General features: G+C 30.8%; 23 protein-coding genes and 1 tRNA gene. 16 read left to right on the forward strand and 8 right to left on the reverse strand.

Annotated features, from left to right (window positions below; translation table 11 throughout):
- Positions 1-2: 2 nt before the first annotated feature.
- Both J3359_RS07230 and aspS read right to left on the reverse strand, forming a co-directional pair.
- The gene (locus J3359_RS07230) at positions 3-713 is read right to left on the reverse strand and encodes a DUF6503 family protein (RefSeq protein WP_208080036.1); all 711 of its coding nucleotides are present in this window, start codon (positions 711-713) and stop codon (positions 3-5) included.
- 43 nt (positions 714-756) lie between these two features.
- The gene (gene aspS, locus J3359_RS07235) at positions 757-2511 is read right to left on the reverse strand and encodes an aspartate--tRNA ligase (protein ID WP_208080037.1); all 1755 of its coding nucleotides are present in this window, start codon (positions 2509-2511) and stop codon (positions 757-759) included.
- 205 nt (positions 2512-2716) lie between these two features.
- Here aspS and J3359_RS07240 point away from each other — a divergent pair, with 205 nt between their 5' ends.
- The 7 genes from J3359_RS07240 to J3359_RS07265 all read left to right on the forward strand — a co-directional run bounded on the left by J3359_RS07240 (position 2717) and on the right by J3359_RS07265 (position 8906).
- A complete protein-coding gene (locus tag J3359_RS07240) occupies positions 2717-3076 on the forward strand; it encodes a cupin domain-containing protein (protein WP_208080038.1) in 360 nt (119 codons plus the stop codon).
- 106 nt (positions 3077-3182) lie between these two features.
- Entirely contained in the window at positions 3183-4307 is a 1125-nt protein-coding gene (locus tag J3359_RS07245; protein ID WP_208080039.1) for a Fic family protein, read from the forward strand.
- Between the two features lie 5 nt (positions 4308-4312).
- The gene (gene rsmI / locus J3359_RS07250; protein ID WP_208080040.1) at positions 4313-4984 is read left to right on the forward strand and encodes a 16S rRNA (cytidine(1402)-2'-O)-methyltransferase; all 672 of its coding nucleotides are present in this window, start codon (positions 4313-4315) and stop codon (positions 4982-4984) included.
- Between the two features lie 64 nt (positions 4985-5048).
- Positions 5049-5390, forward strand: coding sequence for a HopJ type III effector protein (locus J3359_RS07255; protein ID WP_208080041.1), 342 nt, complete (start codon positions 5049-5051; stop codon positions 5388-5390).
- A gap of 90 nt (positions 5391-5480) precedes the next feature.
- Positions 5481-6056, forward strand: coding sequence for an ATP-binding protein (locus tag J3359_RS18295; protein WP_243765999.1), 576 nt, complete (start codon positions 5481-5483; stop codon positions 6054-6056).
- Positions 6034-6675 carry a DUF8612 domain-containing protein gene (locus J3359_RS18300; protein WP_496559662.1) on the forward strand — a complete coding sequence of 214 codons (642 nt, stop codon included), beginning with the start codon at positions 6034-6036 and terminating at the stop codon, positions 6673-6675. The genes J3359_RS18295 and J3359_RS18300 overlap by 23 nt, the downstream gene beginning before the upstream one ends.
- Positions 6676-7175: 500 nt before the next feature.
- Positions 7176-8906 (forward strand): M28 family peptidase, encoded by a 1731-nt coding sequence (locus J3359_RS07265; protein WP_208080042.1) that lies wholly within the window; start codon positions 7176-7178, stop codon positions 8904-8906.
- Positions 8907-9090: 184 nt separating this feature from the next.
- Here the strand turns inward: J3359_RS07265 and J3359_RS07270 are convergent, their stop codons facing one another.
- Together J3359_RS07270 and J3359_RS07275 are read right to left on the reverse strand one after the other, a co-directional pair.
- Positions 9091-9693 (reverse strand): carboxymuconolactone decarboxylase family protein, encoded by a 603-nt coding sequence (locus tag J3359_RS07270; RefSeq protein ID WP_208080043.1) that lies wholly within the window; start codon positions 9691-9693, stop codon positions 9091-9093.
- 14 nt (positions 9694-9707) lie between these two features.
- Entirely contained in the window at positions 9708-11885 is a 2178-nt protein-coding gene (locus J3359_RS07275) for an Ig-like domain-containing protein (protein ID WP_243766001.1), read from the reverse strand.
- Between the two features lie 83 nt (positions 11886-11968).
- Here J3359_RS07275 and J3359_RS07280 point away from each other — a divergent pair, with 83 nt between their 5' ends.
- Both J3359_RS07280 and recJ read left to right on the forward strand, forming a co-directional pair.
- Complete coding sequence (locus J3359_RS07280) at positions 11969-12406, forward strand: OsmC family protein (protein WP_208080044.1); 438 nt, start codon at positions 11969-11971, stop codon at positions 12404-12406.
- Positions 12407-12461: 55 nt separating this feature from the next.
- Positions 12462-14147, forward strand: a complete 1686-nt coding sequence (recJ, locus tag J3359_RS07285; RefSeq protein WP_208080045.1) for a single-stranded-DNA-specific exonuclease RecJ — start codon at positions 12462-12464, stop codon at positions 14145-14147.
- 317 nt (positions 14148-14464) lie between these two features.
- On the opposite strand, the gene J3359_RS07290 is transcribed toward recJ, so the two are convergent.
- Positions 14465-14537: transfer RNA gene (locus J3359_RS07290), tRNA-Met, on the reverse strand.
- A gap of 110 nt (positions 14538-14647) precedes the next feature.
- On the opposite strand from J3359_RS07290, the gene era reads away from it, so the two are divergent.
- Entirely contained in the window at positions 14648-15532 is an 885-nt protein-coding gene (gene era, locus J3359_RS07295) for a GTPase Era (protein ID WP_208080046.1), read from the forward strand.
- 192 nt (positions 15533-15724) lie between these two features.
- On the opposite strand, the gene J3359_RS07300 is transcribed toward era, so the two are convergent.
- Complete coding sequence (locus J3359_RS07300; RefSeq protein WP_367890395.1) at positions 15725-17062, reverse strand: transposase; 1338 nt, start codon at positions 17060-17062, stop codon at positions 15725-15727.
- A gap of 193 nt (positions 17063-17255) precedes the next feature.
- Positions 17256-17774, reverse strand: a complete 519-nt coding sequence (locus J3359_RS07305) for a GTP-binding protein (RefSeq protein WP_208080047.1) — start codon at positions 17772-17774, stop codon at positions 17256-17258.
- Between the two features lie 81 nt (positions 17775-17855).
- On the opposite strand from J3359_RS07305, the gene der reads away from it, so the two are divergent.
- A complete protein-coding gene (der, locus tag J3359_RS07310) occupies positions 17856-19166 on the forward strand; it encodes a ribosome biogenesis GTPase Der (RefSeq protein WP_208080048.1) in 1311 nt (436 codons plus the stop codon).
- Between the two features lie 315 nt (positions 19167-19481).
- The gene (locus tag J3359_RS07315; protein WP_208080049.1) at positions 19482-21869 is read left to right on the forward strand and encodes a GAF domain-containing protein; all 2388 of its coding nucleotides are present in this window, start codon (positions 19482-19484) and stop codon (positions 21867-21869) included.
- Here J3359_RS07315 and J3359_RS07320 read toward each other — a convergent pair.
- Positions 21866-23062, reverse strand: a complete 1197-nt coding sequence (locus tag J3359_RS07320) for a Pycsar system effector family protein (RefSeq protein ID WP_208080050.1) — start codon at positions 23060-23062, stop codon at positions 21866-21868. The two genes, J3359_RS07315 and J3359_RS07320, sit on opposite strands and share 4 nt — an antisense overlap.
- 188 nt (positions 23063-23250) lie before the next feature.
- On the opposite strand from J3359_RS07320, the gene msrB reads away from it, so the two are divergent.
- The 4 genes from msrB to J3359_RS07340 all read left to right on the forward strand — a co-directional run bounded on the left by msrB (position 23251) and on the right by J3359_RS07340 (position 26204).
- Positions 23251-23697 (forward strand): peptide-methionine (R)-S-oxide reductase MsrB, encoded by a 447-nt coding sequence (gene msrB, locus J3359_RS07325; RefSeq protein WP_208080051.1) that lies wholly within the window; start codon positions 23251-23253, stop codon positions 23695-23697.
- 79 nt (positions 23698-23776) lie between these two features.
- Positions 23777-24343: a peptide-methionine (S)-S-oxide reductase MsrA gene (msrA, locus tag J3359_RS07330; protein ID WP_208080052.1), complete on the forward strand. Its 567-nt coding sequence runs from the start codon at positions 23777-23779 to the stop codon at positions 24341-24343.
- 132 nt (positions 24344-24475) lie between these two features.
- Positions 24476-24628 (forward strand): hypothetical protein, encoded by a 153-nt coding sequence (locus J3359_RS18525; protein WP_367890391.1) that lies wholly within the window; start codon positions 24476-24478, stop codon positions 24626-24628.
- A gap of 19 nt (positions 24629-24647) precedes the next feature.
- Positions 24648-26204, forward strand: coding sequence for a protein adenylyltransferase SelO (locus tag J3359_RS07340; protein WP_208080053.1), 1557 nt, complete (start codon positions 24648-24650; stop codon positions 26202-26204).
- Positions 26205-26322 lie beyond the last annotated feature (118 nt).

Consider the following 26322-nt stretch of genomic DNA (forward strand, 5'->3'; position numbering starts at 1 on the left):
TTTTAATTATTTGTTTTCGACAAAATATCCGTTCCTAAATAACCATTATCTTTATTATAATACCAAGCTCTATTTTTGGGCATTTTTACACCATTAATCGTTTCTAAACCAGATAATAAAACATATTCTCCACTATCTTTTGCTTCTTTAAAAAATTGATACACTTCCATAGCATACGTTTTGGAATTAAAATAAAAGCACCAAGTATCTTTACCAACTTCTTTGTTATACGTTGCTTTTAAAACTAAATACTTTTTTCCTTTGAACATTTTTCTTTCTACCTTTTTATCGATAATTGTTCCTTTATCTTTCAACTTCATTGGCAAACCATATAAATATGTGTAATAATTTTTGAAGCGTTTTGCACGCTCACAACTTAAACCATGTTTCTTTTTAAGTTCTTCAGACGGTTTTGTATTACCATTAACTGCCATACTACAATCTCCTTTGTGAATTGCGTATTCTGTAGTAATCTTATCTCTTTTGGCTTTCACAAAAAAGTATTGTTTAGGTAAATTAATTCTAATTCTACTTTCTCTTGACTGTCCTTTGGGAGTTTCCATGGTTACAAAAAGTTCGCCTTTAAAGGTTTTCCAATTTCCATTTGGGTCGTGAAATTCAATGGCTTTTTCCAATAATTGATTTCCTGTAATCTCTTGTGAAAATGAAATTATTGTGGTAAAAAGTATTGTAAGTGAGATTAGATTTTTCATACTTTAAATTTAACAAAAAATCCCGCTTTTGCGGGATTTTTATTTATTCTTGAATATTTAATTTTAAGCTTAATTCTTTCAATTGTTCTTCGTCGATAAAAGCAGGTGCATCTATCATAACATCTCTTCCAGAATTATTTTTTGGAAATGCAATAAAATCGCGGATGGTTTCTTGTCCGCCTAAAATGGCAACTAATCTATCCAAACCAAAAGCCAAACCTCCATGAGGTGGTGCTCCATATTCGAATGCGTCCATTAAGAAACCAAATTGTGCTTTTGCATCTTCTTCAGAAAAACCTAAATGCTTTAACATGGTTGCTTGCATTTGCTTATCGTGAATACGAATTGAACCTCCGCCAATTTCATTTCCGTTTAAAACCAAATCGTATGCGTTTGCTTTTACTGCTCCAGGATTTGTTTCTAACAACTCCATTTGACCAGGTTTTGGTGAAGTAAATGGATGGTGCATGGCATGATAATGCCCTGTTTCTTCATCTAATTCTAATAATGGAAAATCTATTACCCAAAGTGGCGCAAATACTTTTGGATCTCTCAATCCTAAACGTTCTGCCAACTCCATTCTTAAAGCAGATAATTGTGCTCTTACTTTATTGGTTTCTCCAGACAAAATACAGATTAAATCTCCAGGTTTTGCACCTGTAGCTTCTGCCCATTTTGCCAAGTCTTCTTGGTCATAAAATTTATCTACAGAAGATTTAAAAGTACCATCTTCGTTTACACGACAATAAATCATTCCTAAAGCACCTACTTGTGGTCTTTTAACCCATTTTATAATATTGTCAATTTCTTTTCTTGTGTATGAGTTTCCTCCTGGAACTGCAATTCCAACTACCAATTCAGCATTGTTAAAAACACCAAAATCTTTGTGTTGTGTAACTGAATTTAATTCAGCGAATTCCATTCCAAAACGGATGTCTGGTTTGTCATTTCCATACAAACGCATTGCATCATCATACAACATTCTTGGAAATTTATCTACTTCAACTCCATTTACTTCTTTTAGTAAATGACGCGTTAATCCTTCGAAAATATTTAAAATATCTTCTTGTTCCACAAACGCCATTTCACAGTCAATTTGTGTAAATTCAGGCTGTCTGTCTGCACGTAAATCTTCATCTCTAAAACATTTTACAATCTGAAAATATTTATCCATTCCACCAACCATTAATAGTTGTTTGAAAGTTTGTGGAGATTGTGGTAAGGCATAAAACTGACCTTCATTCATTCTCGAAGGAACCACAAAATCTCTTGCACCTTCTGGTGTAGATTTTATTAAATAAGGCGTTTCAACTTCAATAAATTCTTGGTCAGACAAGTATTTACGAACTTCCATCGAAACTTTATGACGGAAAATTAAACTCTCTTTTACCGGATTTCTTCGAATATCCAAGTATCTGTATTTCATTCTTAGGTCATCTCCACCATCGGTTTTGTCTTCAATCGTAAAAGGCGGAGTTACAGATTCATTCAAAATTTCTAATTTAGAAACTAAAACTTCCACATTTCCAGTTGGCATTTTACTGTTTTTCGACTCACGTTCAATCACCCTTCCAGTAACCTGAATTACAAACTCTCTTCCCAGAGATTTTGCTTTCTCCATCATTTCTTTTGGTGTGCGTTCTTCATCGAACATTAACTGTGTAACTCCATAACGATCGCGTAAATCTACCCAAATCATAAAACCTTTATCGCGCGATTTTTGTACCCAACCAGCCAAGGTTACTTCTGTATTTATATGCGAATCTCTTAACTCGCCACAAGAATGACTTTTATACATTTCTATGAATAATTTAAGTTGCGAAATTAATCATTTTCCATTAAATATGAATGTTTTGGGTGTTCATTTCTAAACAGAAATACTACGCTTTTCGCACTCACTTTTTTTAAACAAAAAGAGTTTAAACATTAGCCTGTGCTTAGCGAATTCGAAGTACTTTAATCGGTAACGCAGAATCCGTCTAATTCTTCGTAAATTTGTCTTTATGAGTGTAATTAATATTCAAGAGAAATTCAATTTATTTTCAGATTATTGGTCGCCAAAGAAAATAGGAGAATTAAACGAACAACAGATTTTATTAGCCAAAATAAAAGGAGAATTTGTTTTTCATAAGCACGACAATGAAGACGAGCTTTTTATGGTACAAAAAGGCGTTTTAGAAATCCATTTAAGAGATAAAATTATTACGATTAACGAAGGCGAGTTTTATATTGTTCCAAAAGGAGTGGAGCATAAACCAGTTGCCAAAGAAGAAGTTTTTATTTTGTTGTTTGAGCCACTTACTACAAAACACACTGGCGATATTGTTGCAAATATTACTGTGGAAGCATATGAATCTATTTAAAACATAATAAGAAAATCAATTATTATGCTTTTTATATGAAATTCATAATAATAAAATATTTAATTATGATTTTTTATATATTTACATAATAACAAAAACTCTTATTATGATAAATTTTAAATCTGGATTATATCAAAATCAAGGATATTATAAAAGTTTTCAACCTACTCAAATTAATAGAGATTGGATGATTAACGACATGAAACTAATTCAGTTATTAAGTCTTGCAGATAGACAATTAGGAAGGTTAGATATGTATTCTGAATATGTAAATGTTGATTTATTTACACAGATGCATATTGCAAAAGAGGCCACACAATCTTCTAAAATAGAAGGTACACAGACTAATATGGAAGAAGTCTTTCTAAAAAAAGAAGATGTTTCAAGTGAAAAAAGAGATGATTGGGAAGAAGTACAAAATTATATTCAAGCAATGAACCATGCAGTTGGTTTGTTACATAAGCTTCCTTTTTCAAGTCGACTAATAAAACAAACTCATAAAATTTTATTACAAGGTGTAAGAGGTAATCACAAATTACCTGGAGAGTATAGAAGCAGTCAAAATTGGATTGGTGGAGCTTCTATAAATGATGCCGTTTTTATACCTCCTATTCACAATACTGTAAACGATTTTATTTCTGACATTGAAAAATTTGCAAACGATTTAGAAAATCCTATGCCAGATTTATTAAAAATAGCTCTAATTCATTATCAATTCGAAACTATCCACCCTTTTTTAGATGGAAATGGAAGAGTTGGAAGACTTTTAATTACTTTATATTTAGTAAACAAAGGAATTTTAAAACGGCCTATTTTATATTTATCAGATTTTTTTGAAAAACACAGAACTTTATATTATGATAACCTAATGAGAGTCAGAACCCATAATGATATCAATCAATGGTTTAAATTTTTTCTAACAGGAATTATAGAAACTTCCAAGAAAGGTGTAGATACTTTTAATTCAATTATGCATCTTTCAAAATCTACAGAAGAGAAAATTACTAAACTAGGGGCAAGAAGTTCCGATGCTCATAAAATAGTTGATTATCTATATAGCAATCCTGTTGTTGATGCCCAAAAAGTTGGAGAAATTATAGAGAAAAACCCACAATCTGCATATCAACTAATAAACAAACTTGAAAACTTGAAAATCTTAAAAGAAATAACAGGTTCTCAAAGAAATCGTCTTTATACTTTTGATGATTATTTAGAAATTTTTAACGGCTAATTAAAATGAGCAAATTATATATAGTCCCAACACCAATTGGTAATTTAGAAGACATAACTTTTAGAGCGATTAGAATTCTAAAAGAAGTCGATTTTATTTTAGCAGAAGACACACGTACAAGTGGAAAATTGTTAAAGCATTTTGAGATTGCTACGCAAATGCACAGTCATCATATGCATAATGAGCATAAATCTGTAAAAGGTGTGGTGCAAAGAATCGAGAATGGAGAAACCTGTGCATTAATTTCTGATGCTGGAACTCCAGCAATTTCAGATCCTGGTTTTTTACTCACAAGAGCTTGTGTAGAAAATAATATAGAAGTCGATTGTTTACCAGGTGCAACAGCTTTTGTACCAGCTTTGGTAAATTCTGGTTTGCCCAATGACAAATTTGTTTTTGAAGGTTTTTTACCTGTTAAAAAAGGAAGACAAACTCGTTTTTTGTTGTTAGCAGAAGAAACAAGAACGATGATTTTTTATGAATCTCCACACAAACTGGTAAAAACATTAGGGCATTTTGTAGCATATTTTGGTGCAGAAAGAAGAGTATCTGTTTCTAGAGAACTCACAAAAATGTTTGAAGAAACCATTAGAGGAACTGCCACAGAAGTATTAGCACATTATACTGCAAAACCACCAAAAGGAGAAATTGTGGTAATTGTTGAAGGGAAGAAATAACAGTTTACAGACCTCACGAGGTTTTTAAAACCTGTGAGGTCTTTAAAATAAAAAAATATTATAAATGATAATCCAACAATTCAAAACAATACTAAAATCAAATCCAACAGCAATTACGTTTTCAGAAACGATGCAAGTAATTGAAGATAATTATAATTTCACACCAACCAATTTTACAAACGGAGAACTCAAAAACAATGCTGGCGAAAATTCTGGTTCTTGCAAATTATTTGCGTTTGCTAAACTTCAAAAATTATCTAAAGAAGAAACCTTATTTTGTTTTGGAGAACATTATAAATCTGTTTTAGAAGATAAAAATGGAGATGCTCATCAAAATATAAGAAACTTTATGAAAACTGGTTTTGAGGGTTTGTCTTTTGAAGGTGAATCTTTGAAAATAAAATAGTGTATTTTGTTATTTAAAATAACACTTTTTATATTATTTTGTTATTTTAAATAACATTATTTGTATATGTTTGTTATTCAATATAACAAAATGGAAAAATTACTCACGCTTCAAAAACTGTTTTTGGACAAGGTTTTTACAAAAGAGCGTTATCTAATCACAAAAATAAACTGGTCTAACAGATTGATTGCTATTAAAGGTGCAAGAGGTTCTGGGAAAACTACTTTACTGTTGCAACAAATAAAGTTCTATTTACCAAAAGACGCAGAACCTTTGTATGCTTCTTTAGATAATTTGTATTTTTTAGAAAATAACTTGGTAGATTTAGCAGAAGAATTTGTTTTGCAGGGTGGCACACATTTATTTTTAGATGAAGTACATAAATACCCAAATTGGTCGAGAGAAATAAAATTAATTTATGACCAATTTCCGAAATTGAAAACCGTTTTCACTTCTTCTTCAATGTTAGAAATCTACAAAGGAGAATCTGATTTAAGCAGAAGAGTGGTTCCTTATTATTTAAAAGAATTGTCATTTAGAGAGTTTCTTTATTTTAAAACTGGAGAAAAACTACCAATTTTAGATTTAGAAGACATTTTAAAAAATCATAAAGAATATGCCAGAGAAATTTCAACAAAATTAAATACACCCTTTAAAATATTTTAAAGAATATTTAGAATATGGCAATTATCCGTATTTTTTAGAAGATGTAGAAAGTTATAATTTAAAATTAATACAAACGATTAATTTAATTATAGAATCCGATTTGAATGCTGTGGAAAATATTGCTTATGAAGATAGTAGAAAAATAAAAAAACTACTTTTAGCGATTGCACAAAGTGTTCCGTTTTCACCAAATATTAAAAAATTAAGTGAACGTTTAGGTATTAACAGAACCTTTTTAATAAACGCTATAAAATTATTAAACAGAGCAGATTTGGTTATGGAACTATTTAAGCCTACAAAAGGGGTTGGAGCCTTAACGAAACCAGAAAAATTATACTTAAACAACACCAATTTAATTTTTGCTTTGGATAAAAAACAAGCCGAAGTTGATACATTAAGAGAAACTTTTTTCGCGAATCAGATGAAACACATACACGAAATTCATTTGGCAGAAAAGGGCGATTTTCTAATTAATAAAAAATATACGTTTGAAATTGGTGGAAAAAATAAACCTACAAAACAAATTAAAGGCGTAGAAAATGGGTTTGTTGTGAGAGATGATATGGAAGTTGGCGGTTTAAATATTATTCCGCTTTATTTATTTGGGTTTATGTATTAAGGGTTTTCCTTGTGGTTTATTTATTCCACAAAGCTTAACAGAGAGACAAAGAGCTTAAATATTTTTATAATGTAGAAGTACATCCGTTTATAAATTACTCGTTACAATCAACAAATATTTATATTCTTATTTTTTTTGATAAAATTCAAAAAAATCTAATGAAAAAGATGTATGCGTATAAAATTATCATCAATAAAAAAAAAAAACAAATATTATTGTTGGGGCGCACTTATTAGGCTCAGAAGAGAATGAATGTATAAATATATTATGATGGCAATTAACTAGAAAATGATCGTTTCTCAATTTAAAAAACTTATTTTTACGTATCCTTCTTATTCCAGAGATTTAAAAAGTATGATAAAAATTTCTAATTAGCTTATTTATAATACTTTTTAGACTCCTGTTCTATTAAGAATGGAATTTTTAATGGCAATTTTATTAAAAAATCGAGGATTTTTTTTCAAAAAAAACTATTTTTATGGCATAAAAAACTTGGTCTCATGTTAAAAAAATTAATCTACCTTTTATTATTTTCATTTCTACTTTTTCAATGTAAAACTGATGAAAAGCCAAAAAAATTACCACCAAAAAATTATACTGACATAATAAACAAAGAATTTACTGGAGATTTAGCGTATAAAACGACCTCGTTTATCGAGAAATATTGGCGAGTTGTTGGAAATACCGGTTTTAATAAAAGTGTTTATAAAATTGCAGAAGAGTTAGAAAAAGCAGGTTATATTTTAGAGGAAAAAGCTACTAAAAAAGATGTTTTAACTTATAGAATTGAGAAACGTCCACTTAAAAACCCAACTTGGGAATCTGTAGATGCAGTTTTAAAAATTGAAGGAGAAATAGAACCTTTGTTGCAACACAGTACTAATAGAAATATGATTGCTTTAAATTCTTACAGCACTCCTAAAGAAGGAATTTCTGCAGAAGTAATTTATATCAAAGACATTAAAAACATTAACAAAACAAACGTAAAAGGAAAAATCGTTTTTGCGGAAACGAGTCCATACGAACTTTACAAATCGGCAATTATTGAAGGAAAAGCCACAGGTATTATCACTTATGATAACCCTTCTTATTTACAACCCCAAAAAAACACGACTTCTATTCAATTTCGTTCTATTCCTTATGATTCTATAAACAAACCTTGGGCAATTGCACTTTCTTACCAAGCAAAAGAACGTTTAAAAAAAACGTTAGAAAAAGGAAAAACAAAACTAAATGTAAAAATTGAAACCAATATTTATGCTTCCGAAGAATTAACAATTGTGGCAGATGTTAAAGGTGCAGAAAAACCGAAAGAACGTTTAGTTTTTAGTGCACACATTCAAGAACCTGGTGCAAATGACAATGCCACTGGAGTGGGTGTTACTTTAGAAATGGCTTCGTTAACTGCGAAATTTATCAATCAAAAAGAATTTCAACCTAAAAGAACGTTAACTTTTTTATGGGGAGACGAAATTGTTTCTACAAGAAGATATGTACAAGAAGATCTTACAAGAGCAAAAGATATAAAATGGGGAATTTCTTTAGACATGGTTGGAGAAGATACCGAAAAAACTGGTGGAACTTTCTTAATTGAAAAAATGCCAGATCCAAGTGCAATTTGGGCGCGTGGAAATGACAAACATACAGAATGGGGAGGAACTGAAATGAGTTTAGAACAAATGAAACCGCATTATTTAAACGATTTTTTAATCGATAAATTTAAGGCTCAAGCAAAAAGAGCAAATTGGATTGTAAATACAAATCCGTTTGAAGGTGGAAGCGATCACGTTCCTTTTTTAAAAGAAAACATTCCAAGTGTTTTATTTTGGCATTTTACAGATCAGTTTTATCACACAGATAACGATCGAATTGATAAAGTTTCTAAAACGACATTAAAAAATGTTGGAACTGCAGCTTTAATTGCTGCATATACTTTATTAAATGCCGATGAAAATACAGCTAAAACTATAATTTATAATTTAGAAAAAGCGGCTATTGAAAGATTAAATGAAGAATTGAAACAAAGTAAAATTGCTTTAAATAATGGCGATTCTTTAGAAACACAAATCGAAATTATTACTGCTTGGAACGATTGGTATAAAAAATCGTTATCTACCACAAAAGACATGGTTTTAGACGAAAATAGTATTGAACTTGATATTGAAAAATCACAAAAAACAATTGATGCTGTTTCTAGAAAGATAATCAAGAAATTAAAGGCTCAATTTTAACTTTCTATTTTTAATTTTTTGTACCTTTTTAAATTCCATATATTTTAAATAGTCTCTAATTTTGCAAAAATAGAAGTTATGTTGTTTACTAAATTTTAAGAAAAAAAGAGTTTGGGGAAACCCTTAATGTTTATACGAAACCTTTTCTATAAAAACGAAAAGGCTTCTTTGTTTTTATTTTTCTCTAATATTTAGAGCCATTGTGTTTACCAACTTCGAAACCATGTTTCCCCAAAAACTGATTTCCAGATTCTATGGCGTCTTTCTCTAAAGTAGTTCCCATAGAATCGTTCCAACGATTTAAGTAACCAAATAAAGAAATTACACCCAACATTTCTACGATTTCTCCTTCGTCCCAATATTTATAAAGTTTTTCTTTAATTTTTGCATCTACTGCATTTGGCACCATAGATGCTGCTAAAGAAAAATCTAGTGCAGCTCTTTCTGCATCAGAAAAAGCGCTATGTGTTTTGTATTCCCAAATATTATCTAATTGTTCTTGTTCTGCTCCATAACGTTCTGCAGCTCTAATTGCATGAGCTTGGCAATATCTACAACCTGTTGCGTTGCTAGAAACCCAAGCAATCAACCTTTTTAAAGCAGAAGTTACTCTACCTTCATTTGCCATTACAGCTTTGTTTAAGTTGATAAATGCTTTAGAAATGGCAGGTCTTCTTTGCATTGTTAAGACAGAATTTGGACAAAAACCCAAGGTTTCATTAAAAAATTCTGCTAATTTTTTTGTTTCTAAATCGTGTTCCGCTATAAGAGGTGTTACTAATGGCATATATTTCTGTTTTATTATTTTCTTATTAAACTAAAACTTCCTTTTTTTTCTATAGACAAGCCGTTTTTATCTGTTAAAATTACTTGAAACCAATAACTGTTGGAAGGTAGTAATTTCCCTTTATATGTTCCATCCCAACCTTCACTTTCTTGTGATATTTTAGTTAAAAGTACTCCATATCTGTCGTAAATATAAATATCTGAAACTGTATAAAAATCTTTATTATATCCTTTTAAATGCCAAAAATCATTTTTTCTATCGTTATTAGGAGTAAAAAATCGTGGATATTCTAATATCGAAAAATTATATTTAGCAGTTCCACAACCACCTTTATCTTTAATAAATAAAGTATGTAATCCTGTTGTTATTCCATCAAAAAAACCACGATCTTTAAAAGGACCAAACTCATTATCCAACGAAAATTTATAATTTCCAGATCCTATGTTTTGTACTTCCACTGAAATAGAATTATTATCAGAATCGTCTATAATTAAAATATCGTCTTTGGTAATATTTGCAATTTCAGAATCGTTTACAATAATTGTTTTTTCTAAAGATTCGCAACCTGCTTTAGAAAATGCTTTTACGGTATAATTTCCAGCTTCTTTTATATTTATTTCTGAAGTATTTCCTGCTATTAAAACACCTTCTTTTTTCCAAACATATGTATAAGCTCCTTGCTTATTTATCACTTTTAAATCTACAGAACCAATATCTTTACATAAAACAACATTCTCTTTTTCAACATTAAAACTTGGAATTGTAGTATCTACCTCTGCAACCACCTCTGTTCTATTTAAAGACATACAGTTAGAAATATTCGCTTCTACAAAGTAAGAAGTTGTTGCAGTTAAAATGGGAGTTCTGTAAGTATTTCCTGTATAAACTAGTGTTCCACCTGTTAAAGAATCGTACCAATTTACTTCACCTCTAGAAGCTGTTGCTGTTAATACTGCGGTTCCAGAACAAATTAAATCGTTTTTTATATTTGTTATGGTGGGTCTTTGATTTACAATTATTCTAATAGGTGTTCTTGGCAAACTTGTACAACCGCCAACAGAAACTGATGCATAAAATGTTGTGGTTTCCGAAACTGTAGCTGTAAAATCGTTTCCTGTAAAAATTGAAGTTCCACCAGTTGCTGCAGTGTACCATAAAACTTGTCCCTCGCTTGGAATTGCAGAGATCGTTACTGTTCCAGATTCGCAAACACTAGCTTCTGTTGTTGTAGTTATTTGTGGAATATAAATACGAGAACTTCCTACAATATTTAATGGAGGATCTCCCAAAGTTCCATATTCTACAACATAACCTTTTGCTAAGTACAGGCCTGTTCCACCCGTGTTTGGTAAATCGTTCCAGGCACCACGAATTCCTATTGAAGGATCTGTAATATGTGCGTAATCTTCTCCTGTTGTATTGTTTCCTCTATAATCATTTGGCTCATTTATATTCCATTTCGCATACTGACCTTGAGGAGAAGAACCGCTAATTTGTCCATTCCAAAAAATGGTACCAGCTTCTGGGCCAGTAACCCATTTCCAAACACCTTCCGTTTCTTCGTCAGAACCTCCAATCCAACCTGTTCCAGAGGCTTGTTTTCCAGCAAAATTTGCTTCAATTTCGCTTGTTAAAGTTGCTAAATATCCTTTCCTACCATAATAAAATCTATTTTCTGCTGCGATTTTGGCATTTTTCCAAGTAATTCCTTGTGCTGGTACAAATTCGTAAAAATGATCTGTTTCTTTTAGGTAGTTTTTATCGTCTGCTGTTAAAGAAAATATTCTTTCTTTGGAAACTGCATTTGCAGTTGTTGTAAAAACTACTTGTTTTACAGCGTCTATTAAATCTGCAAATAGCATTTCTGTTCCTGCAACTTTCGAAAATAAAGTTAACTTTCCTTCATTTGAATTCCAACTTCGTGTAATTGTTGGATGACTTGCTAAATTTAAAAAGTCGAAACCTTTTTGATAACCAGAAGAAATTTGAATGTAGAAAAATTCGATTCCAATATCATCGGAATCTGTTATTGTAAAATCTTCGACAATATTTATAGCATTTCCAATACAAAAAGCTTGGTCGCCATTTGCAGTAATTACAGGAGCATTATCTGTTTGTGAGTATAACAAAACAGGCATTAATAATGCACATAAAAAAATTAGATTACTTTTCAATTGATAAATTTTCTCCATTTTAATTATTAACTTGTAAACGATGTTGCTATTTTTGTAAGAAACCCCAATTTAATACTTCAATTTTAAAAAAATATAATTTTATGGTTAAAAATATAGTTACTACAGTTTGGACAGAAAAATCGAAGTTCGAAACCGACAATCCTAGTGGTTACAAATTTACAATGTTCGACAAATCGCAAGATAATGGAGACACTGTTGGTTTTGCTCCAAAAGCATTAATGTTATCTTCTTTAGCAGGTTGCTCTGGTTTAGATATTGTTTCTTTATTAGAAAAAATGCGTGCAGAAGTGGAAGATTTTAAAATTGAAGTTACTGCAGAATTAACAGACGAACACCCTAAATTCTACAACAAGGTAAAAGTAGATTATCATTTTACAGACAGCGAATTACAGCCAGAAAAAATCCAGAAAGCCGTAAATTTATCTGTTACAAAATATTGTGGAGTTATGGAAATGTTTAGACAATTTGCAGAAATAGAAACCGAAATATTTTTGCACGATATTTCTATAAAAGAATAAAGTACAATTAAAATGATGCTGAAACTCCACAAATTTTAGATACAGCATAAAAACTATGAGATGGACTTTAAAACCAACACCTAACAAAGAAAAAATTGCACAACTTGCGAAAGATTTGCAGGTTGATAAAACCATTGCTACCATTCTTTGTCAAAGAAACGTAACTACATTCGAAGAAGCAAAAACATATTTTCGCCCTAGTTTAGAAGATATTCACAATCCTTTTTTGATGAAAGGCATGCATTTGGCTGTTCAGAGAATTGAAAAAGCAATTGCTAACAACGAAAATATTTTAGTTTTTGGTGATTATGATGTAGATGGAACTACTGCTGTTTCTTTGGTTTCTTCTTATTTAAAAACAATTCACCCAAATGTTGCCACTTATATTCCAGATAGATATGCAGAAGGTTATGGTGTTTCGTATTTAGGAATCGATTTTGCCAAAGACAACGATTTTTCTTTAATTATTGCATTAGATTGTGGTATAAAAGCCATTGAAAAGGTAGCGTATGCTAAAGAAAAAAATATCGATTTTATTATTTGCGACCACCATAAACCTGGGAAAGAAATTCCAAATGCGGTTGCTGTTTTAAACGCAAAACAAGAAGATTGTAATTACCCTTTTGATGAACTTTGTGGTTGTGGAGTTGGTTTTAAACTAATTCAGGCTTTGGGTGTTTCCAGAAACCAAACCATAGAACATTTTGTGCCTTATTTAGATTTAGTAGCCACTGCAATTGCTGCAGATATTGTACCCATGAATGGCGAAAATAGAACCTTGGCTTATTTTGGATTGCAAGTAATTAATTCGCAACCAAGAAACGGAATTAAAGCCATTATTCATCAAATTAAAAAGAAAGAACTTACCATTACAGATGTCGTTTTTATAATCGCGCCAAGAATTAATGCAGCTGGAAGAATGAAACATGGTAATTATGCTGTGGAATTATTAACAGAAATGGATTTAGATGCTGCTATTGAATTTGCTGCAGCTATTGAAATTAATAATGCAGATCGTAAAGAATTAGATAAAAAAATAACCAACGAAGCTTTAATACAAATTATAGATAATAAAGAGGAAGAGCGTTTCACATCTGTCGTTTTTCAAGAAGATTGGCACAAAGGTGTTATTGGAATTGTAGCCTCTAGATTGATAGAAAAATATTACAGACCTACTTTAGTTTTTACAAAAAGTGGCGATAAATTAGCAGCCTCTGCACGTTCTGTAAAAGGTTTCGATGTGTATAATGCATTGGAAGCATGTAGCGAATTTATAGAACAATTTGGCGGACATAAATATGCTGCTGGGTTGACTTTATTACCAGAAAACTACGAGAATTTTAAAAATAAGTTCGAAGAAGTTGTAAAAAAAACGATTGATAAAGAATTATTAACCCCAGAAATTTCGATTGATGCAGAAATCGATTTATCTGAAATTACACATAAATTCTTTCGAATTATACAACAAATGGCACCTTTTGGACCAATGAATATGAAACCCGTTTTTAAATCTACCTGTGTAAGAGATAATGGTTATGGGAAACAGGTTGGCGCAGATAAAACCCATTTAAAATTAAATGTTTTTCAAGGTGATAATAAAAAAACCTACAATGCAATTGGTTTTAATTTGGGTAATAAAATAGAGTTTGTACAAGACGAATTTGATATTGTCTATACTTTAGATGAAAATAAATGGAATGGTTATAAATCTGTGCAATTGTTGTTAAAAGATTTAAAATGAAAAAGATTTGAGTTCAAAATAATGCTTAAAAAAAAGCAAAAACCACTTAAAAGGTGTAGCTCTAGATTGTCGTTAAAAAAGTGGCTTCGAGCGCTTGGTTAAAAATTTAAATTTCTGTTAATTCTCTTCCTCTTCTTTATGTTTTACATATCTTAAATCTCACATTCTTTCCATTCTTAGAAAGAGAATTAGATTTTGACAGCAAAAAACATCTAACCAATAATGTAAACTCTTTTTTCGAATTAACCTCAATCGCAGCAAAGGATTCAAAAGACAACAAAAAAAAGTCAGCATTTCTGCTGACTTTTTGTTTTTAGTAGCGGGAACTGGACTCGAACCAGTGACCTTCGGGTTATGAGCCCGACGAGCTACCTACTGCTCTATCCCGCGATTTGAACTGCAAATATACAACACAATGTAAGTAATTACCAAACTTTATCTTAATTATTTTTTAATCAACTAAAATTGAATCAACTGTAAAAAGAATTTATCTTTGCAGCATGACACACAAAGCTGGTTTTGTAAATATTATTGGAAATCCTAATGTTGGTAAATCTACGTTAATGAACGCGTTGGTAGGCGAAAAGCTGTCTATTATTACCTCAAAAGCACAAACAACAAGGCATCGAATTTTAGGAATTGTAAACGACGAAAACCATCAAATTGTATTTTCGGATACGCCAGGAATTATAAAACCTGCTTACGAATTGCAATCTTCTATGATGGATTTCGTGAAATCTGCCTTAGAAGACGCAGATATTCTTATTTATATGGTAGAAGTTGGCGAAAAAGAACTAAAAAACGAAGCTTTCTTCAACAAGATAATTCATAGTGAAATTCCTGTGATTTTATTATTGAATAAAATAGATAAATCTTCACAAGAAGAAGTAGAAGAAAAAATAAAATACTGGAAAAATAAAGTTCCAAATGCCGATGTTTTTGTAATTTCCGCTTTGGAAGGTTTTAATGTTTCCGCCGTTTTCGAAAAAATAAAGGAATTATTACCAAAGTCGCCTGCTTTTTATCCAAAAGATCAATTAACAGACAAACCCGAACGTTTTTTTGTAAATGAAAAAATTAGAGAAAAAATTCTAATGCACTACAAAAAGGAAATTCCGTATTCGGTAGAAGTAGAAACCGAAGAATTTGCCGAAGAAGAACATATCATTAGAATTCGTTCTGTAATTATGGTGGAGAGAGAAACTCAAAAAGGAATTATTATTGGTCACAAAGGAGCTGCTATTAAACGAGTTGGTGCAGAAGCAAGAAAGGATTTAGAGAAGTTTTTCGAGAAAAAAGTTTTTATAGAATTGTATGTAAAAGTGAATAAAAACTGGAGAAGCGATAAAAACCAGTTAAAACGTTTTGGATATAACCAGAATTAATAAAAGGTTATTTTAGATTTCGAGGCACATTCAGAAAATAGGTTATTTTTAAAAATGCAGCTAAAATTGCGGGCAGAATTATTTAAATTCTACCCTCAATTTTTGTTTTAAAGCTGTTTTAAGTGTTCAGTTTCTTAAAAACTTCCCAACAAGACATACCTCTCCCATAAAACTATATTCAATGCTTCAAATTTAGACTACTTGTTGTGCTGTTTTAGCTATTTTTCTTCGGCCAATTTCAAGAGCATTCCCTGTGTGTATTCCAAAGAATATCCATAGAATTTCATTCTTTTTAGTTTTGGCTTTTATTTTTCGTAAGTGATAATATTCTTTATCCTTTCCAAAAGAACCTTCTAATCTTGTAGCTCTTTCTTTTGCGATAATAGCTCTAAGTTGCTTTTTTTCTTTATGATTTTTCGGCTTTTTTCCCTTGGGGATAAAGTCTGTTTCTATGTTCTTAGAACTACAGTGTTTTCTATTTTTATTGGTGGCATAAATTTTATCTGCTCCAGCTATTTTTACTTTTTTTCGAGTTAATCCTTGTGCTTTTTGGACTGTTTGAATAAAACGATTTCCTTCATGAAATGCATTAAAGTTAATATGTTCGATAAAGCTAATTCCATCAATTTGAACTTTGTTAACTTTTGCTCCAAATTCAACAGGTTTTACTTCCTTTCCTCGAACAATAGGACGAATATAATCCTTTTGAATGCTTACAATTCTATCTTTGATTTTTTCTCCTGTATCAAAATGATCTTTTTGTTGTTTGTAAATCCTTTGAATTGTATTTATTCGCTTATAATACAAAGCTATAAACTCAATATTGTGATTTTCTGACAACTCTTTTTCAAAGTTGATAAATTTACTTAACAGATTGAGTAAACCTCGGGTTAATGAAATACGTTTCGACTTGGTTTTTCTTCGCATTTTACTAAATCCTTGATAACGTTTTTTCCACTTGATATATTTACTTCTAATCATTTTAACCCCTAATATAGAGCAGGTTTTACGTAATTGATTGTACAACCAATGAACCGACTCCCAAAGTAATTTTTGGATGCTAGGGTAACGAACTTCACTTTCATAACAAGTAGCATCCATTACAATTTGATTGGGGTTTTCAATTTCGTTTTTCCAAGAGTTGAATAGAATTTTTTCTATGGAATTAATATCGAGTTTCTCTGCTAATTCACAACGTATTTGGCTCACTATTTTATAGTTTGTTAAGCGTTCAAAACCTAGTTCTATATCACAGAAAAATTGATAGTCTAAATTCGAGTTTAGTTGCTCAATCAATTTTCTATCTGAACAATTAGCATAATGTTTTAAAAACATTAAACCTAGTCTTCCTTTAGGACTAAAAAGATAGTTTCTCCCTTTTGATTGTTCAGAAATACCAAAAGAGCTAACTAAATCATTCCAAGGAATTGCAGAGTAGATTTTACCTAAATCTCCCTCTAAAAATCGCGCATAATGAGCATCATAATTCTCGCTGAGGGGAAAAAATTGAAATGCGGTGTTGCATTTCAGAAATTCTTCGTACTTTCATAATTGTCGAAATTAAAACCCCGTTTTTTGCCTATATTGGCCATTTTCGGGGTTTATTATAGCTACAAAATACAACAAATCCCTCGTAAAAACAAGGGATTCGTTGTTTTATGAAAGCGCCTTTCGATTTCAATTAAAAACGAATGCTAATTTTTATCAGCATAAAAAACACTTTTTAAATAATAGCAATCATAAAATCATGCAAATCTTTTATTTGAGATTTTCCTGTATCCTTCCCTATTTGACCTAAAAAATACAATAAAATCCAAATTAGTGGCAAAACAACCATCATAATTATAGGCAAAACAAGCGATTCATTTAAAGACAATCTTGTGTATAACAACACGCAAAACCCCAAAAAAGAAATTCCTATTACAAAATGCACAAACATAAAAAGCGTCCAAACTTGGGGTTTTGGACCAAATAAACCTTTTAATTCAGTTTCGTTATTTTCTTTTTCTACAATTTCTAAATGCAATTGTGGCGACCAAAAATGTTCCTCTTTCTGCGGAACATTTATAAAAATATGCCCATCTACAATACTTCCTCGAAAGTTGTTTTCTTTCTTTTTAAACGCTTCAGAAAACCTGTTTAATAAAATGGCTGCATTTTCTTCTAAATCAATAGAAAATCGTGGTCTTAGAAATAATTCGCTATTTCTTTTTTCAATAAGAAGTGTCTTTTTATCACTCATAAAAACGGATTTTATAACTGTCTAAAATTACAATTAATTATCATATACTAAATTGTATCTTTGCAAAAAATTTCAATCAAGATGAATAGTATTGTTGCCATTGTAGGAAGACCAAATGTAGGGAAGTCAACACTTTTTAACAGATTAGTACAACGTAGAGAAGCAATTGTAGATTCTGTAAGCGGAGTTACAAGAGATAGGCATTATGGAAAATCGGACTGGAATGGAAAGGAGTTTTCCGTGATAGATACTGGTGGTTACGCAATTGGTTCCGATGATATTTTTGAAGAAGAAATTAGAAAACAAGTAAAATTGGCCATTGAAGAGGCAGATTTAATCGTTTTTGTGGTAGATGTAGAAGAAGGAATTACACCTATGGATGCAGAAGTTGCAAAAATACTTCGCAAAGTAAAAAAGCCAATTTTTGTTACCGTAAATAAAGTAGATAACGCAATGCGAGATGCAGATGCTGTAGAATTTTACAATTTAGGCTTAGGCGATTATCACACAATTTCTTCTATAAATGGAAGTGGAACTGGAGATTTATTAGATGCTTTGGCAGAAAAAATGCCAACTCCAGAAGAATTGGATTTAGAAAAAGAAGAACTGCCAAGATTTGCGGTTGTTGGTCGACCAAATGCAGGAAAATCGTCTTTTATAAACGCTTTAATAGGAGAAGATAGAAACATCGTAACCAACATTGCAGGAACCACAAGAGATTCTATCGATACAAAATACAACCGATTTGGGTTCGATTTTAACCTAATTGACACAGCAGGAATTCGTAAAAAATCGAAAGTAAAAGAAGATTTAGAGTTCTATTCTGTAATGCGTGCAGTGCGTTCCATTGAATATGCAGACGTTATTATTTTGGTGGTCGATGCCACTCGTGGTTTCGAAGGGCAAGACCAAAACATTTTTTGGTTGGCAGAAAAAAACAGAAAAGGAGTTGTTATTTTAATAAATAAATGGGATTTGGTGGAGAAAGAAACCAATACCATGCGCGATTTCGAAGCAATGGTTCGCAAACAAATTGAACCTTTTACAGATGTACCAATTGTATTTATTTCCGCTTTAACAAAACAACGTATTTTTAAAGCCATAGAAACCACTGTTGAAGTTTTCGAAAACAGAAAAAATAAAATTCCTACAAGTAAGTTTAACGATGCCATGTTAGACATCGTAAAAAGTTACCCACCACCAGCAATTAAGGGGAAATATGTAAAAATAAAGTATTGTATGCAATTGCCAACACAAACGCCTCAGTTTGCGTTTTTCTGTAATTTACCACAATATGTTAGAGATCCATACAAACGTTTTGTAGAGAATAAATTAAGAGAAATCTACAACTTTTCTGGCGTTCCAATTACCATTTATTTCAGGCAAAAATAAAATCAATTTGTAGCTGTTTTTTTATATTTTTTTGGGCGTTCGAGCGGGCTTTCCGTTTCAATCTTTTGCCTTAAAAAAGGCAAAAGGATTTCCACTGCAATCCCTAACGCGCTTACTCAAACTCACTTATTGCAATCAAAATTCATAGTAGTTTGTAAAATTAAATGTACCAATTCACATTTTTAAATAATTTGTGAATTCGTGGCAATTTTATCAAAAATAATTCTACAAAAAAACCTTCAAAAAGAAAGTATCAATAAGAAATTACAACCATTAACAAACTATTTTGTAAATTGGAGGTGTAAAAAGAAGGATATGAAAATTATAGAATCGAGCTTAGTTGCTGAAGTTGACTTTCCATTGCAATTAAATATTTCGTTCAAGAAAGTTTTTGTGATGTTCGAAAAATATGCTCAAAAGAAAAACGAACATCATCCTTACCATACTTCTGCAAAAAAAATAGTTTCCTTATTAGGACAATATCCAGCACTTATAGATGGGTTTTCAGATTACTCTTTATTAGAAAAATACAAGGAACCAGTAAATTTATTGTTAGATTCTCTTTTTCCTGAAGCTTTATTAAGCAACGAAATTAAGGCCGCAAGTATTCCGTTTTCTTTTACTTCCTTTAAATTTACAACTCGTTTCGAAAACATTATAAAAAACGCAGGCGAAGATTACGAATTTACCGTAAGAAACTTAGAAGACAAAAGTATGTACATTATGTCTTGTACATTTATTTTAAGTCTTGTGTATGGTTATAATGTAGATATTAAAAGACCTTTTTATTTTGATATTCCAGACAAAAAAACTGGAACTATGAAATATTATAGAGCAACTTTTAATGCCGATTTTTCAGAAATTACAGCTACAGAAAATGCGCCAAAAATAACGCAAGAAGACTTTAGAGAACTATTAAATAATTTTGACAACATTAATCTTTGGAAAGAAAAATTTCCACCCAATAGTTACATTTTTAAAGGTTTCGGAATTATTAATTTATTCGATGTTACCTCCGAAGAAATGCTATCTTCCATAAAAGCCAATTTATTGGGTGGTGGCGATAATTTAATATTTAAACTTCAAAATAATCTACGCGATTTTTACAGTATTAGAGACCTAAAATTAGGCTATTCTATTTTCGATAAATTCAATGGAAAATTATGCGAAACCATTGTAAATAAATCGAATAGTATTATTTTAAATAACGAAGAGCAAATAATTTGTTCCACCGATTATTTTTGCCAGAATGTTATTCAAAAAGTATTTATAGATCACGAAACTTTTGTAGTTTCCGATTTGGAACAATATGGAAAAAGTACGGATAAAAATCCGTTTTATAAAAGCTTATACGATTCAGGAATACAAAGTATCATCCTAATTCCTATCAAAGCAAACGACAATGGAGACTTGGCTTTATTGGAAATTGCCTCTCCAAGAGCGTACGATTTAAACTCGGTAAATATTAACAAACTGAAAGATATTTTACCCGTTTTTGAAGCCGCTGTAAAAAGAACTTCAGAAGAAAGACAAAATGTTTTAGAAGCAACCATTCAAGAAAATTATACCTCTATACATCCTTCTGTAAAATGGCGTTTTTACCAAGCAGCGCAGAAATATTATTTAGAATCTCAAACAAATGATAATGCTAAATTAGATGAAATTATTTTTGATGATGTTTTTCCCTTGTATGGACAAAGCGATATTAAAGGCTCCTCTGACGCAAGAAACAAAGCCATTAGAGCAGATTTAATTACCCAACTTTCTTTGGCAATTGCTGTTTTAAAAGACGCTTGTAAAACAGAAAAATTACCTATTTATAACGAATTAATGTTTCGTGTTTCCACATTTTTAAAAGATGTTAAAGACGAATTAAATGCAGGCGACGAAATTAACATTCTCGATTTTTTACAACGAGAAATATATCCTATTTTTAAACATATAAAAACCATTAACAAAGTACTTGCTAAAAAAGTAAATGTTTATATGAATCGTTTAGATAAAGATTTAAACGTTGTATATGAAAAACGTAAGCAATACGAAAAAAGTGTAAATCTTATTAACGATAAACTATCTAAATTTATCGATAAAAAACAAAAAGATGCACAAGAAATGTTTCCTCATTATTTCGAAAAATACAAAACCGATGGTGTAGAATTTAACATGTACATTGGGCAATCGATTGCAAAAGATAAAAAATTCGACGAAATTTACTTGTATAATTTACGATTGTGGCAACTACAAACCATCTGCGAAATGGAAAATATTGCTTTTTCTTTATTAGACAAAATGGAGCATAATTTAAGAGTAGCTTCCCTAATTTTGGTGCATAGCAATTCTATGGCGATTAAATTTCGAATGGACGAAAAACAATTCGATGTAGATGGAGCATATAATATTCGTTACGAAATTATTAAAAAACGGATTGATAAAGCGCATATTAAAAACACAGAAGAACGTATTACACAACCTGGAAAAATTGCTGTAATTTATTCTCAAGACAAAGATGCTTTAGAGTATATTAAATATATTAATTTCTTACAGTCGAGAAATCAATTGGGTAAAATTGAGTTTTACGAATTGGAAGATTTACAAGGAGTTTCTGGCTTAAAAGCATTAAGAGTAGAAGTTATTTATCAAAAAGATTTCGACGAAAAGAAAACTATTACACTAAACGATTTAATAAAACAAATTGAAGCTTAAGCTCCTTTAAATTTAAATGAAATTCCAAAGGCTATTACACTTACAATTATTCCAATCATAAAAACGGTGTACGTAAGACGTAATATTTTATATTTTCTATTTAAAACCAATCCTAAAAAATACAAATCTTTCGTTAAAGAGCCGTATAAATAATCTCTATCTGTCATCATTTCTGAGATTCCCCATTCGAAATCTTCCAATTTCATTTGATGGAAATTTCCAAAAAACAACAAATTTACTTTTCGATTAGAAACATCTTCTTTTGTAAATTTTCCCTCGGTAACATTTGGTCTTGTTGCAATAATCGACAAAATTATCGAAACCACTGTAAACGCAACAAAAATAATGGTAGGTATTAATAAGTGAGAATTCGAAGGATTGTCTAACTTAGGCAACAAATTAGATAAAGCTAAAGAAACAATAATGGCATTTACAGAAAGTAAAATGTTGGCTTTTGTATCTGCAATATCACTTAACGTTATGTGATTTCTTAACGCCACTCTAAACATAGTTTCTACACCACGTTCTGGCACAATACTTTTATTTTTCTTTAAATCTAAAGCAACTTTTTTCTGTTTAAACTTCTTATTCTCTTTTCTAAGTTTCTTCTGATTTTTCAATAATTTTGCCAAATTCTTCTCCTTATCTTTACTCCAATTTTTTAAAGCAAAATCCGAATAATACCTATGTTTATGGGTTAAAAAAGACAGATTTAAATCTATCCACTCAGAATTTGTGTATTTTTTTTCTAAAATAAGCTCCCATTCTCTTCTTAATAAAGAAGTGTAATTAAAAAAATTTTTTGAAGCTAAATGAGAAGAATCTGCATCTTTTATAATTGCTTCCAACTTATTTTGTGGAAGATAATTCATTTTTGTTGCTAAAATTAAATCGCAAATAGCAGTAATTCTGTTTTCTGAAAAATTCTTTGTTTTTAAAAATTTTTTCGCAATTATCACGCTATTTTCTTCGTGATCTTCAGAACCCTTTGTATAACCAACATCATGAAACCAAGCTGCAATTTCCAGATTATCTGCATCTACTTTTACAATTTCTAAATTTTCTGCTAATTCTTTCGTTTTTTCAACTACTCTTTGTGTGTGTGCCAAATTATGATACACATAATTTGCATGCAATTCCTCACTCAACAACCCATAAACGAATTTTTCTATAGCTGCAATTAATTCAGTCATAAATATTTAATTTCACACAAAAATAGTCAAAATTAATTGCCATTGGTTTGTATATTATATTGTAAATTTAGGTAATGCTTTTGGAAATTCAAAATGAAATGTTCTTTGTAAGAAAATCATCTATTTTTCGACTAAAAACAAGCGATAAAGCATACATAATTAATTAAAAAAAGAAAGGAAGTTATCTTATGCTAACATGGAAAGAAATAATTCGATTTTCTAGGAAAGGAAATCCAAAACCAGACAGAAGAGTAGAAAAAACAGAAGCTGAATGGAAAGAAATTTTAACGCCAGAACAGTTTAGAATTACAAGACAAAAAGGTACAGAAAGACCACATACTGGAGATTTGTGTAGTATTTTTGATGAAGGACAATACAACTGCGTGTGTTGTAATATGCCTTTGTTCGATTCCACCATAAAGTTCGATTCCAACTCTGGTTGGCCAAGTTTTACACAACCTATTAAAGAAAATGCTATAAAATATCACAAAGATATTTCTTTTGGTATGGTTCGAGTAGAAGTATTATGTAACACTTGCGATGCACATTTAGGACATATTTTTCCTGACGGACCAGAACCAAGTGGTTTGCGTTATTGTATCAATTCAGAATCTATGATTTTAGATACAAAATAAAAATATTTAAACGCAAAGGTGCGAAAATTTTATGTACAGTAAGGGGTTTAAACCCTTTGTTTCAAAAGATAAATTAAAAATGAATAAAAACATACAAATCGCTACATTAGGAGGTGGTTGTTTTTGGTGTACAGAAGCTGTATTTCAAGAAGTAAAAGGGGTAGAAAAAGTAATTTCTGGTTATGCTGGTGGAAATGCGCCAGGAAAACCAACATACAGAGAAATTTGTTCAGGTTTAACAGGGCATGCAGAAGTAATTCAAATAACGTTCGATTCGAGTATTATTTCTTTTGAAGACATTTTAGTTATTTTTATGACCACGCACGATCCTACAACTTTAAATCAACAAGGTGCAGATAGAGGTACACAATATCGTTCTGTAATTTATTATCATAACGAAACGCAACATAAAATTGCGGAGGAAGTTGTAAAGCAAATTCAGCGGTATTATTCTGATAAAATTGTGACTGAAATTAGTCCACTACCAATTTTTTATGAAGCTGAGCAAGAGCATCAAAATTATTATAGAGAAAATACACAACAAGGATATTGTAGTTTTGTTATTGAACCAAAATTGGCGAAATTAAGAAAATTACATGCAGACAAATTAGTTGATGTCAGTTCGAGCGCAGTCGAGAACTCTTGAAACGTTTCGACTGCGCTCAAGGATATAAAATATGAAACTATTATTAAACTTTATGGCGCAGAAAGATGCCATAAAACCCAACACTATAAAACATTTTTAAAAGCGCGTAGTTTAGATTACGCGTTTTTAGATGTGGAGCAAAATTTAAAAAATGCCAAAGAATTACGTAAATTGTATGCAAATAGAAAGTTAAATTTTCCAACAATTACAATTGATAAAAAAAAGTTAAAAAATTCTTCTGAAAAGGAATTATTGAAATGGTTGGAAAAACAACAAGTAGTTTAAATCTTGTTAAACAAAATAAATGAAACTAAACATAAAACATACTTTTACAGAAAGTTTACCAGCAGATAAAAACTTAGAAAACTCAAGAAGACAGGTGAAAAACGCTGTGTTTTCTTATGTTTCTCCAAAAAAAACTAAAAACCCAAAAGTGTTGCACGTTTCTAAAGAAATGGCTTCTGAATTAGGTATTTCCTCAGCAGAAACAAAAACCAATTTCTTTAAAAATATTGTTACTGGAAATGAAATATATCCTGAAACAAAACCTTTTGCGATGTGTTATGCAGGGCATCAATTTGGCAATTGGGCAGGACAATTAGGAGATGGAAGAGCCATAAATTTGTTTGAAGTGGAACACAAAAATAAAAATTGGAAAGTGCAATTAAAAGGTGCTGGCGAAACGCCATACTCAAGAACTGCAGATGGTTTGGCGGTTTTACGATCTTCCATTAGAGAATATTTATGTAGCGAAGCCATGTTTCATTTAGGTGTTCCAACAACGCGTGCTTTGTCTTTAAGTTTGTCTGGAGACCAAGTTTTGCGCGACGTTTTATACGATGGAAATCCTGCCTTCGAAAAAGGAGCAATTGTTGCGAGAACAGCCCCTAGTTTTTTACGCTTTGGTAATTTTGAAATATTTTCTGCAAGAAATGATATTAAAAATTTAAAAATACTAACAGATTACACTATAAAACATCATTTTTCGCATTTAGGAAATCCTTCCAAAGAAACATATATTAACTTTTTTAAAGAAGTTTCGGAACGTACTTTACAAATGATTATACATTGGCAAAGAGTGGGTTTTGTACATGGAGTTATGAATACCGATAACATGTCCATTTTAGGTTTAACCATCGATTTTGGACCTTATGGCTGGTTAGAAGGTTTCGATTTTGGCTGGACACCAAACACTACAGATCGTCAAAATAAACGCTACAGATATGGAAATCAACCAAACATTGGGTTGTGGAATTTGTATCAATTGGCAAACGCGTTACATCCATTAATTGAAGATGCAAAACCTTTGGAAGAAATTTTGAATCAATATAAAATTGATTTTGAAAAGAACTCTTTACAGATGATGAAAGACAAATTAGGTTTATATGTTGATGATAAAAACGATTTAAAATTGATACAAGATTTAGAAGACAATTTACAATTGACAGAAACAGATATGACTATTTTCTTTAGAAATTTAGGTAATCTGAATGAAAAATCATCCCTCTTAAAAATTGTTGAAGATGCTTTTTACAATCTTGAAGCTATTTCTGGCGAAATAAAAAGTAGATGGAATTTATGGTTTCAAAAATATGCTGAAAGGCTTCAAAAAGAAACACTTTCCAATTCCGAAAGAGAAGAAAAAATGAATGGCGTAAATCCTAAATATGTGTTGCGAAATTATATGGCTCAGTTGGCAATTGACAAAGCAGATGAAGGCGATTATTCTTTAATTGACGAATTATTTCAACTCTTAAAAAACCCTTATAAAGAACAACTAAAAAATAAAAAATGGTTTGCAAAAAGACCAGAATGGGCGAGAAATAAAGTAGGTTGCTCTATGTTGTCTTGCAGTTCTTAAACCAACAACTTTAAAACTCTTTTTAGAGTTGTACAAAAGGTATTTTATTAAATTTAACAGAAATACGAACTTTTAAACATTTTAACCTTTTGAAATAGCTATTTAAAAATTATTTTCC

This window comes from Polaribacter cellanae, from assembly GCF_017569185.1.
Classification (GTDB): Bacteria; Bacteroidota; Bacteroidia; order Flavobacteriales; family Flavobacteriaceae; genus Polaribacter; species Polaribacter cellanae.